14 protein-coding genes and 1 tRNA gene are annotated in these 14,919 nt (G+C 53.7%); 9 read left to right on the forward strand and 6 right to left on the reverse strand.

From position 1 onward, the window contains the following. Positions 1-73: 73 nt before the first annotated feature. The 3 genes from RY075_RS04850 (at position 74) to RY075_RS04860 (ending at position 3,038) form a co-directional block, all read left to right on the forward strand. Entirely contained in the window at positions 74-1,249 is a 1,176-nt protein-coding gene (locus RY075_RS04850; protein ID WP_003863248.1) for an MFS transporter, read from the forward strand. A gap of 137 nt (positions 1,250-1,386) precedes the next feature. Continuing rightward, positions 1,387-2,187: an endonuclease/exonuclease/phosphatase family protein gene (locus tag RY075_RS04855; protein ID WP_003863247.1), complete on the forward strand. Its 801-nt coding sequence runs from the start codon at positions 1,387-1,389 to the stop codon at positions 2,185-2,187. A gap of 77 nt (positions 2,188-2,264) precedes the next feature. Further along, complete coding sequence (locus RY075_RS04860; RefSeq protein WP_003863245.1) at positions 2,265-3,038, forward strand: class I SAM-dependent methyltransferase; 774 nt, start codon at positions 2,265-2,267, stop codon at positions 3,036-3,038. 52 nt (positions 3,039-3,090) lie between these two features. On the opposite strand, the gene mltD is transcribed toward RY075_RS04860, so the two are convergent. Together mltD and gloB are read right to left on the reverse strand one after the other, a co-directional pair. Beyond that, positions 3,091-4,455 carry a murein transglycosylase D gene (gene mltD, locus RY075_RS04865; RefSeq protein ID WP_232961619.1) on the reverse strand — a complete coding sequence of 455 codons (1,365 nt, stop codon included), beginning with the start codon at positions 4,453-4,455 and terminating at the stop codon, positions 3,091-3,093. Between the two features lie 68 nt (positions 4,456-4,523). Beyond that, a complete protein-coding gene (gene gloB, locus RY075_RS04870; RefSeq protein WP_338628233.1) occupies positions 4,524-5,282 on the reverse strand; it encodes a hydroxyacylglutathione hydrolase in 759 nt (252 codons plus the stop codon). A gap of 32 nt (positions 5,283-5,314) precedes the next feature. On the opposite strand from gloB, the gene RY075_RS04875 reads away from it, so the two are divergent. After that, positions 5,315-6,031, forward strand: a complete 717-nt coding sequence (locus RY075_RS04875; protein WP_017383714.1) for a class I SAM-dependent methyltransferase — start codon at positions 5,315-5,317, stop codon at positions 6,029-6,031. Here RY075_RS04875 and rnhA read toward each other — a convergent pair whose 3' ends face one another. Beyond that, positions 6,032-6,610, reverse strand: coding sequence for a ribonuclease HI (gene rnhA / locus RY075_RS04880; protein ID WP_160840538.1), 579 nt, complete (start codon positions 6,608-6,610; stop codon positions 6,032-6,034). On the opposite strand from rnhA, the gene dnaQ reads away from it, so the two are divergent. Both dnaQ and RY075_RS04890 read left to right on the forward strand, forming a co-directional pair. Continuing rightward, positions 6,564-7,295, forward strand: coding sequence for a DNA polymerase III subunit epsilon (gene dnaQ / locus RY075_RS04885; RefSeq protein WP_003863237.1), 732 nt, complete (start codon positions 6,564-6,566; stop codon positions 7,293-7,295). The genes rnhA and dnaQ overlap by 47 nt on opposite strands. A 132-nt stretch (positions 7,296-7,427) precedes the next feature. After that, positions 7,428-7,504, forward strand: a tRNA-Asp gene (locus RY075_RS04890). Positions 7,505-7,604: 100 nt separating this feature from the next. Here RY075_RS04890 and RY075_RS04895 read toward each other — a convergent pair. Both RY075_RS04895 and fadE read right to left on the reverse strand, forming a co-directional pair. Then, the gene (locus RY075_RS04895) at positions 7,605-8,375 is read right to left on the reverse strand and encodes an amidohydrolase (protein WP_063944993.1); all 771 of its coding nucleotides are present in this window, start codon (positions 8,373-8,375) and stop codon (positions 7,605-7,607) included. 108 nt (positions 8,376-8,483) lie between these two features. After that, the gene (gene fadE / locus RY075_RS04900; protein ID WP_058659215.1) at positions 8,484-10,928 is read right to left on the reverse strand and encodes an acyl-CoA dehydrogenase FadE; all 2,445 of its coding nucleotides are present in this window, start codon (positions 10,926-10,928) and stop codon (positions 8,484-8,486) included. 239 nt (positions 10,929-11,167) lie between these two features. On the opposite strand from fadE, the gene lpcA reads away from it, so the two are divergent. Together lpcA and RY075_RS04910 are read left to right on the forward strand one after the other, a co-directional pair. Then, positions 11,168-11,746, forward strand: a complete 579-nt coding sequence (gene lpcA, locus RY075_RS04905) for a D-sedoheptulose 7-phosphate isomerase (protein ID WP_003863232.1) — start codon at positions 11,168-11,170, stop codon at positions 11,744-11,746. Between the two features lie 48 nt (positions 11,747-11,794). After that, positions 11,795-12,562, forward strand: a complete 768-nt coding sequence (locus RY075_RS04910) for a class II glutamine amidotransferase (protein ID WP_003863229.1) — start codon at positions 11,795-11,797, stop codon at positions 12,560-12,562. Here the strand turns inward: RY075_RS04910 and dpaA are convergent. Further along, complete coding sequence (gene dpaA / locus RY075_RS04915) at positions 12,533-13,273, reverse strand: peptidoglycan meso-diaminopimelic acid protein amidase (protein ID WP_023315473.1); 741 nt, start codon at positions 13,271-13,273, stop codon at positions 12,533-12,535. The two genes, RY075_RS04910 and dpaA, sit on opposite strands and share 30 nt — an antisense overlap. A gap of 300 nt (positions 13,274-13,573) precedes the next feature. On the opposite strand from dpaA, the gene RY075_RS04920 reads away from it, so the two are divergent. Then, positions 13,574-14,917, forward strand: coding sequence for a Na(+)-translocating NADH-quinone reductase subunit A (locus tag RY075_RS04920; protein WP_023315474.1), 1,344 nt, complete (start codon positions 13,574-13,576; stop codon positions 14,915-14,917). The last annotated feature ends 2 nt before the right edge of the window (positions 14,918-14,919 follow it).

Raw genomic sequence — 14,919 nt, forward strand, 5'->3', positions numbered from 1 at the left:
TTCTAACCATTTTTGTTATTTAAACACTGGCGCATACTGCCTGTCATCTTAATCCTGAAGAGACGGAGTATTTATGCCACTGGCGCTTCTTGCCCTGACGATCAGTGCCTTCGCAATTGGCACGACCGAATTTGTTATTGTAGGACTTGTTCCCACCATTGCTGAACAACTCGCCATTTCGCTGCCTTCTGCCGGGCTGCTGGTATCTATTTACGCGTTAGGCGTCGCTGTTGGGGCGCCTGTGCTGACCGCATTGACTGGGCGCTTTGCGCGTAAAAAACTGTTAGTTGCCCTGATGGTGCTCTTCACCGCCGGCAATATTCTGGCGTGGCAGGCTCCGGACTACACCACTCTGGTCATCGCCCGTTTGCTGACTGGCCTCGCGCACGGTGTCTTCTTCTCCATCGGTTCCACGATTGCAACCAGCCTGGTGCCAAAAGAGAAAGCGGCGTCAGCCATTGCGATTATGTTTGGCGGCTTAACCGTTGCGCTGGTCACCGGCGTGCCGTTAGGAACGTTTATTGGGCAACATTTTGGCTGGCGAGAAACCTTCCTCGCGGTATCGCTGTTGGGCGTGATTGCTCTGGTAGCCAGCCTGCTGCTGGTACCCTCCAGTATTCCGGGGCGCGCGAGCGCCAGCCTGAGCGATCAGGTTAAGGTTCTCACACACCCGCGCCTGCTGCTGATCTATGCCGTTACGGCTCTGGGTTATGGAGGTGTGTTCACTGCGTTCACTTTCCTTGCACCGATGATGCAGGAACTGGCTGGTTTTTCTCCGGGCGCAGTGAGCTGGATTTTACTGGGCTACGGTATCTCCGTCGCAATCGGCAATATCTGGGGCGGCAAACTTGCGGATAAGCATGGTGCGGTACCGGCGCTGAAATTCATTTTCGCCGCGCTGGTTGTCCTGCTGATGATTTTCCAGTTCACCGCGTCGATACAATACGCCGCGCTGGTAACCGTGTTGGTTATGGGAATATTCGCGTTTGGTAACGTACCGGGATTGCAGGTCTATGTTGTACAGAAAGCCGAACGCTATACGCCCAATGCGGTGGATGTCGCATCCGGCCTGAATATCGCCGCATTCAATATCGGCATCGCACTCGGATCGGTTATCGGCGGGCAGACGGTTGAACACGTTGGATTAACCCAAACGCCATGGATTGGTGCGGTAATTGTGCTTGTCGCTTTCCTCCTTATTGGTCTGAGTGGACGGCTTGATAAACCCGCTCGTGTCGCGCTTGGGTAAGTATCAGTAAGTGCTTGCTTACAAAACTGGAAAGCGGTTTCTCAGTAATTGCGTTGAAAGTGTGACCTAAAATCCCTATAACATTAGAACCAGTCCGTTTTCCGGGCTGGTTCATGTTACAGAGGCCGTTTCCAAAAGTGCGAAAAAATACCTATGCCATGCGTTATGTTGCCGGAATGCCCGCGGAGAGGATCTTGCCTCCGGGGTCGTTTGCGAGCCTGGGTCAGGCATTACCAGCGGGTACGCCATTAAGCAGTGACGAAAAAATTCGCGTACTGGTGTGGAACATCTTTAAACAACAGCGTGCGGAGTGGTTATCCGTACTTCAAAATTTTGGTAAAGATGCGCATCTGGTTCTGTTACAGGAGGCGCAAACCACGCCTGAGCTGGTCAGGTTTGCAACGACAAACTATCTTGCAGCCGATCAGGTGCCTGCCTTTGTTCTGCCACAGCATCCTTCTGGGGTGATGACCCTTTCAGCCGCACATCCGGTCTATTGCTGCCCGCTGCGTGAACGTGAGCCGATCCTGCGTCTGGCAAAATCGGCGCTGGTCACAGTCTATCCGTTGCCCGACACCCGTCTGCTGATGGTGGTAAACATTCATGCGGTGAACTTCAGCCTCGGTGTTGATGTGTACAGTAAGCAGTTACTTCCCATTGGCGATCAGATTGCTCATCACAGTGGGCCGATCATTATGGCAGGGGACTTCAATGCCTGGAGCCGTCCGCGTATGAACGCGTTGTACCGCTTCGCGCGTGAAATGTCGCTGCGTGAAGTTCGTTTTAACGATGACCAGCGCAAGAAAGCGTTTGGTCGTCCTCTCGATTTTGTCTTCTATCGGGGTTTAAGCGTGCACGACGCCTCCGTTCTGGTGACGCGCGCCTCCGATCATAATCCTCTACTAGTTGAATTCAGTCCCGGCAAACCTGATAAATAATGGTGCGTCAGGTCTGCCGTGGGGCAGGCCTGTGCGGGTGCTGCCCTTTATTTTTTAACCCATAAAAGGACAGCAACATGACAACAACACACTCCCATCATGACAACGTCGAAAAACAGTTTGGTTCGCAGGCAAGTGCCTACCTGAGCAGCGCCGTGCACGCCTCTGGCCGCGACCTGGTGCGTCTCGGCGAGCGGCTCGCCGCGTTTCCTGACGCGCACGTGCTGGACTTAGGCTGCGGGGCAGGGCATGCCAGTTTTACCGCCGCAGAGCAGGTTGCTCAGGTGACGGCGTATGACTTATCGAGCCAGATGCTCGATGTGGTCGCTGAAGCGGCGAAAGCGAAAGGACTGAATAACGTCACGACGCGCCAGGGCTACGCTGAATCATTACCCTTTGAGGATGCATCGTTTGAGGTTGTGATTAGCCGTTACTCTGCACACCACTGGCATGATGTGGGGCAGGCATTACGGGAAGTGAAACGCGTACTCAAACCGGGCGGAATCTTCATCATCATGGACGTGATGTCTCCCGGACATCCGGTACGAAATATCTGGCTCCAGACGGTTGAAGCGCTGCGTGATACCTCGCACGTGCAAAACTACTCCAGTGGAGAGTGGCTTACGTTTATCACCGAAGCCGGCTTGATTTCACGCTCATTGATAACCGACCGTTTGCCGCTGGAGTTTGCGTCATGGATTGCGCGGATGCGCACCCCCGAGGCATTAACTCAGGCGATCCGATTGTACCAGGAGAGCGCCTCTGCTGATGTGAAGGCGTACTTTGAGCTGCATGACGATGGTTCGTTTACTAGCGACACCATTATGGCTGAAGCGCAAAAAGCAGGATAAACAAAAAAGGCACCGAGGGGAATCGGTGCCTTTTTAACAAGCGAACGTACTATCAGGAATCTGGCGTAGCGCTGTTTTTCACAAACAACGTCAGCTGGTCGCCAGGTTGCAGGTTGTCAGTATCGTTGTTCCAGCGCATCACATCTTTGATGTTTACGCCGTGACGCTTAGCAATACTGGACAGCGAGTCGCCTTTACGTACGCGATAGGTAATGCTATCGCTGTTTTTAGCGAGACGCTGTGCGCTGCTACCTGCACCTACGTTCAGCGTTTGACCCACTTTCAGACCAGATCCGCGCAGATTATTCCACTGCTGGAGATCTTTCGCATTCACGCCAAGACGTGATGCAATACCTGAAAGCGTATCACCTGAACGCACCTTATAGCTGCGGCTGCTTACAGGCGACGTATCAGCGATCAGCGTGGACTGAACGGCTGCGATTTCACCCGAAGCTAAAGACTCTCGTAACTGTTCCGCATGTTTCTGCGGAACCATCACATAGCGTGGGCCACTAGCACCCAGCGTGGAGCCTTTAACACCTGCATTAAAGGTTTTAAGCTTACTTACCGACATACCCGTCATATCGGCAACCTGTTGAATATCAACCGGGCTGCTGAGGCGGACACGCGCCAGTGCACGACTTTCGTCTGGTGTTGGCAGTTGTACACCGTAACGTTTGCTGTTCTTGAGAATGTCACTCAGTGCCAGCATTTTCGGTACGTAAATCTTTGTTTCCTGTGGCAGTGAGAGCGACCAGAAGTCTGTGGATTTTCCACGCGCTTTATTCGCTTTCATTGCCTTCAGTACACGACCTTCACCACTGTTATACGCCGCGACAGTCAATAACCAGTCGCCGTCAAACATCTTGTTCAGACGTTGCATCATGTCGAGAGCGGCTGTCGTTGAAGCGACAACATCACGACGCGCATCGTAGTTGCGGGTCTGCTTTAAACCATAATTTCGCCCTGTGCTCGGAATGATCTGCCAGATGCCTGCTGCATTGGCGCCAGACGTCGCGTGCGGGTCAAAAGCGCTCTCCACTATGGGTAGTAGTACCAGTTCCATAGGCATGTTACGTTTCTTAACTTGCCCGGCTATCCAGTACATATACGGCTCTGCCCGTAATGTTACATCGTGGAGATAGCTCTTATTTCTCAAATAGTTCTGTTTCTGTTCGCGAATCCGGCTGTTTTCCGGAATTCCCATCTTTAGCTCGTCGCCAATAGAGGCCCACAAGTCTTGTTCCTGCGCGAAGGATGTCCCATCGTCCAACCATCGCGCCTGACTCGTAAACTTCCCTGCTTCCCCTTGACCAGCCGCAGAAAGGCTCTGTGCGTGCTGTTGTACGTTGCTGCCGTTTTGTGACTGGCAACCTACAAGCAGGACAGAGGCGAGTAATATCGCTTTTGCCTTCATGTGTGTGTCAATAGTTGCTTAAAAGACGAGCGATGATAACGGCGAAATTTTGAAAAGGCAACCCGCAATTATCTGAAGTTATCTTTCTTTGACCTTAACCATGCAAATCGCGCTTCAGGTTGTAACAAATTTGTTTCTTGATTAATTTTATTAATTAAATCAACATCATCAGTTCTTAAAAATAAATTAATTTGTCGTTCATTTTTCAGAATTACGGGGAGTGTTTTTTGGTTTTTTGCACGTAACTCCTTCACTTTCAGGTAATAATCCTGAATCGCCCGATCCTCAGGCAGCACGCTTGCAGCAAACTTCATATTCCCTAATGTATACTCATGTGCGCAACAAATTACGGTGTCGGCTGGAAGCGCATTAATTTTTTGTAAAGATTGATACATCTGTTCTGGCGTGCCTTCAAACAGCCTTCCACAGCCGCCAGAAAACAGCGTGTCGCCACAAAAAAGATAAGGTTTGCTGTAGAAACAGAGATGACCGGAAGTGTGACCTGGCGTAGCGAATACGGAAAACTCCCACCCGAGGATGAGGATACTTTCGCCTTCTTCGACAACTTGCGTCGTACCCTTATCCTGTGTCTCTGCCGGTCCGTAGACGGGAAGATGAGGATAGCGCGCAAGGAGATCGGGAACACCGCCGACATGATCGTGATGGTGATGGGTAAGTAGGATCGCTTCAGGCTGCCAGCCGTTTTCTTTTATCGCGTGCAGGATCGGTGCGGATTCGCCTGGATCAACAATGATGCATCTGCAATCGTCGTCGACTAAAACCCAGATGTAATTGTCCTGAAAGGCGGAAATACTGATAAGATTCATGCATTACCTCTTATAGCGTGGCGGGTGTTTTGATGAAACCGGCAAGGATACCTCAGACTGTCGCACCACCGGAACGTTGGGCAGAGTTGCCCTGGGGTGAATATTATCGCGAGGCCTTAGAACTTCAGCTTAAACCCTGGCTCGCGAAAATGTATGGTTTTCACCTGCTTAAGATTGGCAATCTGAGCGCAGAAATCAATACCGAAAGCTGCGCTATCTCGCATCAGGTTAGCGTATCGCTTAATGGCTCCCCGGTTCAGGTGAAAGCGGATCCGCTGCATTTGCCGTTTGCGGAAAAATCCATTGATGCCTGTCTGCTCGCCCATACGCTGCCCTGGTGCAGCGATCCCCATCGTCTGCTGCGGGAAGCCGACCGCGTTTTGATTGATGACGGCTGGCTGATCCTGAGCGGTTTTAATCCGCTGAGTCTGATGGGGCTACGTAAACTGACGCCCGTTCTGCGCCGCACGCCGCCCTATAACAGCAGGATGTTTACCATGATGCGCCAGCTGGACTGGCTTTCACTGTTAAATTTCGAAGTGCTGAGCTATGGGGGTTTTCAGGTCATCCCCTGGACGCGTAAAGGCGGGGTTTTATTAAGCACCCATTTACCCGCGCTGGGCTGCATGCAATTTATTGTCGCGCGTAAGAGGACGATCCCCCTTACGCTCAACCCAATGAAGCAAAGCAAATCAAAAACGCGGATCCGCCAGACCGTGGGGGCCACGCGGCAGTACAAAAAACCGTGATCAGGATTCAGGTTGATAACCTGCATCCTCATGGGTTGGGTTGGATGCCGCCGCGCGAGCCAGCTCGTCACAGCGTTCGTTTTCAGGATGACCGGCGTGCCCCTTTACCCACTCCCATTTGATTTCGTGCTGACCGAGGGCGGCATCAAGACGCTTCCAGAGATCGACATTCTTGACCGGTTTTTTCTCTGCCGTTTTCCAGCCGCGTTTTTTCCAGTTGTGGATCCATTGGGTAATGCCCTGGCGGACATACTGGCTGTCGGTACTCAGCACCACGTCGCAATGTTCTTTTAACGCTTCCAGCGCCACGATGGCCGCCATCAACTCCATGCGGTTGTTGGTGGTCAGGAAATAGCCTTCACTAAAGGTTTTTTCATGCTGGCGATAGCGCATAATGGCACCATAGCCGCCGGGCCCTGGGTTACCGAGACAAGATCCATCGGTGAAAATTTCTACCTGTTTACGCATCTCTGGTAGACTTCCTGTATTTGAAACGTTCAGTAAAACGATAAGTCTGACATAAATGACCGCTATGAGCACTGCAATTACTCGCCAGATTGTTCTCGATACCGAAACCACCGGTATGAACCAGATTGGCGCCCACTACGAAGGGCATAAAATCATTGAGATTGGTGCCGTTGAAGTGGTGAACCGTCGCCTTACGGGCAACAACTTCCACGTTTACCTCAAACCCGATCGGCTGGTGGACCCGGAAGCGTTCGGCGTTCACGGAATTGCCGACGAGTTTTTGCTGGATAAGCCCACCTTTGCCGACGTCGCAGATGAATTTCTCGACTACATCAGAGGTGCGGAACTTGTCATTCATAACGCGTCGTTCGATATCGGCTTTATGGACTATGAGTTCAGCAAGCTCAACCGTGATATTCCGAAGACGAATACGTTCTGTAAAGTCACGGATAGCCTGGCGCTGGCAAGGAAGATGTTCCCCGGCAAGCGTAACAGCCTTGATGCCCTGTGCTCTCGCTATGAGATAGACAACACCAAGCGAACGCTGCACGGCGCGTTGCTCGATGCCCAGATCCTGGCCGATGTCTACCTGACCATGACCGGCGGGCAAACGTCGATGAAATTCAGTATGGAAAATGAATCCCAGCAGACGCGGGATGAAGGGGGAATTCAGCGCATTGTGCGTCAGGCGAATCGCCTGCGGGTTGTTTTAGCCAGTGATGAAGAACTGATGAACCATGAATCTCGTCTCGATTTAGTGCAGAAGAAGGGCGGAAGCTGTTTGTGGCGCACGTGAAAATGTGCCGAAACGTTTGTTAAATCACCGTTTGGGTGAATTTTGCAGCAAACGATTCAAAACCTGAGAAAAAGCGTTGACGAGTTCAGAGGCAAACCGTAATATTCGCCTCGTTCCCCAAACGGGAACAGTGGAGCGGTAGTTCAGTCGGTTAGAATACCTGCCTGTCACGCAGGGGGTCGCGGGTTCGAGTCCCGTCCGTTCCGCCACTATTCAGGCCCACGTTATTTATAACGTGGGCCTTTTTCATTTCTGCTTTTCCCTGATGTTACGCAAGGCGATAAGCCAGGGTAACATCGCGGGTTGCGTTTATCCGATCGTTAACTGATCTGCATCCTGCCAGGCCGGAAACTTCTCCCGATACTCCTTTAACGCCGTTAACGAGATCTCAGCGTCAATTCGTGTTGCCTGATGCGGCTCGGCGGTGGCAATAATCTCACCCTGCGGACTGATCACCCGGCTGTCACCGCGATAGTGATGCCCGTTGCCGTCCGTTCCTACGCGGTTACAGCCAACGACATAAGCCTGATTTTCAATCGCGCGCGCGGTCAGTAAAGCCTGCCAGTGCAGGGAGCGTGGCGCAGGCCAGTTGGCAACATACAGCGCCAGGTCGTAATCGTTGCGGTTGCGGGACCAGACGGGGAAGCGCAGGTCATAACAGACCAGCGGCAAAATACGCCAGCCGCGCCATTCAAACACCACGCGTTCGTTTCCGGCTACATAATGTTGATGCTCATCCGCCATGCGGAACAGGTGGCGCTTATCGTAGAAATGCACCTTTCCCTCTGGCTCGACCAGCAGGAAGCGGTTAACCGGCCCGCGTTCGGTCTGGAGGGCGACGCTACCGGCAATCAGCGCGTTTGTCTCCTGCGCTTTGGCGTGCATCCAGGCCACAACCTCGTCCTGCGGCATCGACTGTTTTGCAGCCTCCATCGCAAAACCCGTGGTGAACATCTCCGGCAGGACAATCACATCGCGACCGCTAATCTCTTCGAGCTGGCGATCGAAATGGCGAAGGTTGGCTGGACCGTCCATCCAAACTAAAGGCTGCTGCAAAACAGAAATCTTCAAACCAGGCACGATACCGACTCCTTAAAAGATCGCTTTTTGACACTGTAGCACGTCATTACGAGAAAATGTGGCATTAAAAAACCCCGCACGGAGCGGGGTTGATGGACGCTGAACGTCTTATGCGGCTTCAGGTTTGCGGTGCTTCTCCGGCAGCTTTACCGGCTGTGTCGCCAGCTCTTCTGGTTCGAAATCATCCACGTTAATACTGCGCAGACGGCTCTCTTCGGCTTTCACCAGAATCGCAGCTTCGCTGTTGTCGATGATGCCACCCGCCAGCGCCTGTTTTGCCAGCTCATCCAGTCGTGTAAACGGCAGATTTTTGCCCAGCTGTTTGCAGATCTTCTGGTGAATCGGGTCGGCGGCCATCACGTCAAGCAGCGCCTCTTCCAGCAAACCTACCGGGTTATGCGGGGTAGGTGCCAGATATTGACCCCGACCAATACGAGAGCGGGTTGCGCTCGGTACCTGGAGGATCTTCGCTACCTTGTGATCCAGCTTGTCGGACGGCGCCAGGTGATGACGACCGGTCGGGAAGATCACGACGCGCAGGGCACCTGCCACGAAGCGGTTCGGGAAGTTCGCCAGCAGATCGTCAATAGCCTGTTCTGCCTGATACAGCGCATCCTGTACACCCCAGTGCACCAGCGGCAGATCCGCTTCCTGACGGCCTTCGTCGTCGTAACGTTTTAGAACCGCAGAGGCCAGGAAGATCTGGCTCAGCACGTCGCCCAGACGGGCAGAGATGCGCTCGCGACGCTTCAGGCTTCCGCCAAGAACGGCCATCGAGACGTCAGACAGCAGAGCCAGGTTGGCGCTCAGACGGTTAAGGTGCTGGTAGTAACGTTTGGTCGCATCGCCGGTTGGCGTCGCGCTGGTCAGGCCGCGCGTCAGGCCGAGCCAGAAGCTGCGCACTTCATTGCTGCCCACGTGACCGATATGTTTGAACAGCAGCTTGTCAAAGGCATCCACGTCGTTATTCTGCGCGGCGGCCATCTCTTCCAGCACGTACGGATGGCAGCGAATGGCGCCCTGACCGAAGATCATCATGCTGCGGGTCAGGATGTTTGCCCCTTCAACGGTGATGGCAATCGGAGCGCCCTGATAGCTGCGTGCCAGGAAGTTGCCTTCACCGAGCATGATCCCTTTACCGCCTGCGATATCCATTGCATCAATAATTGACTGCTGTGCACGGTGGGTACAGTGGTATTTCACAATTGCCGACAGCACGGCGGGTTTTTCGCCCAGCATAATTCCGTAGGTAATCAGCGAGGCTGCGGCGTCCATCACGTAGGCATTGCCCGCAATACGCGCCAGCGGCTCTTCGATACCTTCCATCTTGCCGATGGAGATTTTGAACTGACGGCGAATATGCGCGTAAGCCCCAATCCCCATCGCCACCGATTTCAGACCGCCGGTTGAGTTCGACGGCAGGGTAATGCCGCGGCCCACAGACAGACATTCTACCAGCATACGCCAGCCCTGACCGGCCATTTTCGGGCCACCGATGATGTAATCAATCGGGACAAAGATATCCTGACCGCGGGTAGGACCGTTCTGGAACGGTACGTTCAGCGGGAAGTGACGGCGACCAATCTCAACACCTGGGGTCGAGGTTGGGATCAGCGCACAGGTAATGCCCAGATCTTCTTCACCGCCCAGCAGTTTTTCCGGGTCAGAGAGTTTGAACGCCAGGCCCAGCACCGTGGCGATAGGCGCGAGGGTGATATAACGTTTGTTCCAGGTCAGGCGCATGCCCAGCACCTGCTGGCCCTGCCACTCGCCCATGCAAACCACGCCGGTATCGGGGATCGCGCCGGCATCAGAGCCCGCCTCCGGGCTGGTCAGCGCGAAGCACGGAATTTCCTGGCCACGCGCCAGACGCGGCAGGTAGTGATCTTTCTGCTCTTCTGTACCGTAATGCTGTAACAGCTCGCCCGGGCCTAAGGAGTTTGGCACGCCAACGGTAATCGCCAGGATCCCGGAGACACCCGCCAGTTTTTGCAGCACGCGAGCCTGAGCGTAAGCGGAGAATTCCAGACCGCCATACTCTTTCTTAATGATCATCGCGAAGAAGCGATGCTCTTTCAGGTATGCCCACAGCTCAGGCGGCAGGTCGGCCATTTCGTGAGTGATGGCAAAGTCGTTTGCCATGCGGCACGCTTCTTCTACCGGACCATCAATAAAGGCCTGTTCTTCGGCGGTCAGACGCGGCTGTGGATAGTTGTGAAGCTTTTTCCAGTCCGGGTTGCCCTGGAACAGATCGCCTTCCCACCAGGTCGTACCGGCGTCAATCGCTTCTTTCTCTGTACGCGACATCGGCGGCATCACTTTACGGAATCCCCTGAACACCGGCACAGAGATCATCGACTTACGCATCGGCGTCAGGTTAAACGGCAGTAAAATGATGGCCAGGGGAACAAGAACCCAGATATTCCACAGGCCAGCGACGCCAAGTGCAGCCGTCCAGGCCAGAAGAATCAGGCTACTCAGGAATAAACTGACACGGTGATAGAACAACACACCGAGCAGTACAACGGTTGCGAGAATGCTCAAAATCATCATAAAGAAAAGCTCCCTTGCTTGTAGGAGGTCTGACCACTTGTGATGATATGGTTGTAGTTGATGTCATTTCCTTTAGCAATGTGTTTACAAAATAATTACAACCTGGTTCACATTGTTCGCGTTTTAGCCGGCACAAAAAATCAAAACGCCGGACGATTCGCATGGCTTTAGCTTCTCGCTTTTACTGCTATCCGGTACACTCCACTGTGTTATTTCATCAATACTGAAGGATTATCCTCATGTACCAGGATCTTATTCGTAACGAACTGAACGAAGCGGCGGAAACGCTGGCGAACTTTCTGAAAGATGATGCCAATATTCACGCTATTCAGCGCGCGGCGGTCCTGCTTGCCGACAGCTTCAAAGCCGGCGGTAAAGTGCTCTCCTGCGGTAACGGCGGTTCCCACTGTGACGCCATGCACTTCGCCGAGGAGCTGACCGGACGCTATCGCGAAAACCGTCCGGGCTACCCGGCGATTGCGATTTCCGACGTGAGCCACATCTCCTGTGTAGGCAACGACTTTGGTTACGACCACATCTTTTCCCGCTACGTTGAAGCCGTAGGCCGTGAAGGCGATGTGCTTCTCGGTATCTCCACGTCCGGTAACTCCGCTAACGTGATCAAAGCGATCGCCGCCGCGCGTGAGAAGGGCATGAAAGTGATCACCCTGACCGGGAAAGATGGCGGTAAGATGGACGGTACAGCGGACATTGAAATCCGCGTTCCACACTTCGGTTATGCCGATCGCGTTCAGGAAATTCACATCAAAGTGATCCACATCCTGATCCAATTGATCGAAAAAGAGATGGTTAAGTAAGACTTCGCTGGGGGGCGCCGGTGCCCCCCGCTGTTGTGGAGGTGATCTATGTGCGAACTGCTCGGGATGAGCGCCAATGTGCCAACCGATATCTGCTTTAGTTTTACCGGGCTGGTTCAGCGCGGTGGAGGAACCGGGCCGCATAAAGACGGCTGGGGCATTACCTTCTACGAAGGCAAAGGATGCCGCACGTTTAAAGATCCACAGCCCAGCTTTAACTCACCCATTGCCAGACTGGTGCAGGACTATCCTATTAAATCCTGTTCGGTGATCGCCCATATCCGCCAGGCCAATCGCGGCGAAGTGGCGCTGGAAAATACCCATCCGTTTACCCGTGAACTGTGGGGCCGTAACTGGACCTATGCGCACAACGGGCAGCTCTCGGGCTATAAATCGCTGGAAACCGGCAATTTTCGTCCTGTCGGTGAAACGGACAGCGAAAAAGCATTTTGCTGGCTGCTGCACAAGCTGACCGAGCGCTATCCCCGTACGCCCGGCAACATGACCGCCGTTTTTAAGTACATAGCGTCACTGGCGTCTGAGTTACGCGCGAAAGGCGTCTTTAATATGCTGCTGTCTGACGGGCGCTACGTGATGGCGTTCTGCTCGACAAATCTGTTCTGGATCACCCGACGTGCGCCGTTTGGCGTCGCCACGCTGCTCGATCAGGATGTGGAAATTGATTTTCAGAAGGAGACCACACCGAACGATGTGGTCACTGTCATTGCAACGCAGCCACTGACGGGCAACGAAACCTGGCAAAAGATCATGCCAGGCGAGTGGGCGCTATTTTGTCTCGGGGACCGCGTAATTTGACGCCAGCTGCGGCTGAACCACTTCATGGCTGAGCGGTTTACTCACCACGTAACGGCCATTGACGATGGACACCACCGGCGGCTTATGGGTCTGCTCGAAGTAGTCATAGCCCGGTTTTAGCTGTTTCCAGAAATCTGTGTAAACAGAGTACTTATGGCGTGCCATGTTCGCATCCGTCATACGGAACGGATAGATGCTGACCTGAACATTCGGCTGACCGAAGACCAGTGCGCCCGTGACAAACTGGAAGATTTCATCAATGCCGGAATCCGTCATCGCATAACAGCCGACAGACACGCAGGCGCCGTGGATCATCAGGTATTTCCCTTCGTAACCGTGCGCACGGTCGAAGGCATTGGGGAAACCGATGTTAATCGCTTTATAGAAGCGGCTGTCCGGTTTTAGCTGGTTACGCTGAACGTTGTAAAACCCTTCCGGACTTTTGAAGTCACCCTGCCGCTGTTTCGGCCCCAGCCCGCCAGAATAGTTACAGATTTTGTAGCTATCGAGCAGCTGATACGTCTCGCCCATTTTGACAAACAGATCGAGTGTGCGCTCTTCCTTGAAGATTTGAATATAAACCGGGGATCCCATCAACTGCTGTTTATACTCTTTACTGATCGGCGTCGTTGAACTATTACTGCCAAGCAGCCCGGCAAACGACATGCACGGTATCAGAAGCATCGCAATGAACAATGCGATTTTACGCATACTACTGGTTCCTTGATAAAACAATGACCAACTTGCCAGAACGGCAAAAGACACCCGAAATCAGACTAATCTGGACAGGAGCGCTCACATTAGCACCGATGGAGATTTTCGCAAGAGCCAACCTTTGCGTTTACAAATTAGTTTTACTTTATAACCCATTCACATTGTCCTGACTCCAGGAACTTTGCGCAATAGCTCGCATTTCGGCGCGCCAGACGGCGGATTTGCTGCCCCTGGCAGGGCCGAAAATGGTACACTCCGGCCTCTCTGGATTGTTGTTCATGGATACCTGCTAACCACATGTTTAGAATCAGAAAAGGACTCGATCTGCCAATCTCTGGCGTGCCTGAACAGCACGTTACCACCGGCGCCAGTATTCATCATGTCGCCATTGTAGGTGATGATTACGTGGGCATGCGTCCTGCGATGCTGGTACAGGAAGGCGATCGCGTAATAAAAGGCCAGGCACTCTTCGAGGATAAAAAAAATCCTGGCGTTATGTTTACAGCCCCAGCCAGCGGCACCGTTGTTGCCATCCATCGTGGTGAGCGTCGCGTCCTGCAATCGGTTGTTATTCAAATTGAAGGTGATGAGAAACGCGAATTTGCGCGTTTTGACGCCGCCGATCTCGCCACCCTCAGCCACGACGTGGTGCAGACGCAACTGCTGGAGTCGGGACTGTGGACGGCGCTTCGCACGCGGCCCTATAGCAAAACGCCCGTGCCAGGCACTGTGCCGGCCGCTATCTTCGTTACGGCCATCGACACCAACCCGCTCAGCGCAGATCCGCAGCCTCTTATCCTGGCGGAACGAAAAGCTTTCGATGCCGGCCTCACCGTGTTAACACGCCTGACGCCGGGCAAAGTGCATGTCTGCCAGGCCAGCGGCGGTAAGCTGGGCGGTCATCCGCAAGGGCAGGTGGCCTTTAATGAATTTGCCGGCCCGCATCCGGCGGGGCTGGTGGGAACGCATATTCATTTCCTGGAGCCGGTAAGCCTGACGAAACAGGTCTGGCATCTTAATTATCAGGACGTGATCGCTATCGGTAAGCTGTTCACCACGGGTGAGCTGTGCGCAGAACGCATTATTGCCATCGGCGGCCCTCAGGCAACCCAACCGCGTCTGGTTCGCACGCTGCTTGGGGCTGACCTGACGGCGCTGTTGGCTGGCGAAACGAAAGAGGGTGAAAACCGTATTATTTCCGGTTCGGTGCTGAGCGGCAGGCACGCGACAGGCCCGATGGCCTGGCTGGGTCGTTTCCATCTTCAGGTGAGTGTGGTGCTTGAAGGACGCGATAAAGAGCTGTTCGGCTGGGTACTGCCTGGCGCAGAAAAATACTCGGTAACCCGCACCACGCTCGGCCACTTCCTGCGTCATAAGCTGTTTAACTTCTCCACCAGCACCAACGGCGGTGAGCGCGCCATGGTTCCGATTGGCAACTACGAACGCGTGATGCCGCTGGATATTCTGCCCACCGTGCTGCTGCGGGATCTCCTGGCCGGTGATACCGACGGTGCCCAGGCGCTGGGCTGTCTGGAGCTGGACGAAGAAGATCTGGCGCTGTGTACCTATGTGTGTCCAGGTAAATACGAATATGGACCCGTATTGCGCGAGGTGTTAACCCGCATTGAGCAGGAAGGATAAAC

Origin of the sequence: Enterobacter sp. JJBC (assembly GCF_036936505.1) — a bacterium.
GTDB classification, from domain to species: Bacteria; Pseudomonadota; Gammaproteobacteria; order Enterobacterales; family Enterobacteriaceae; genus Enterobacter; species Enterobacter hormaechei_C.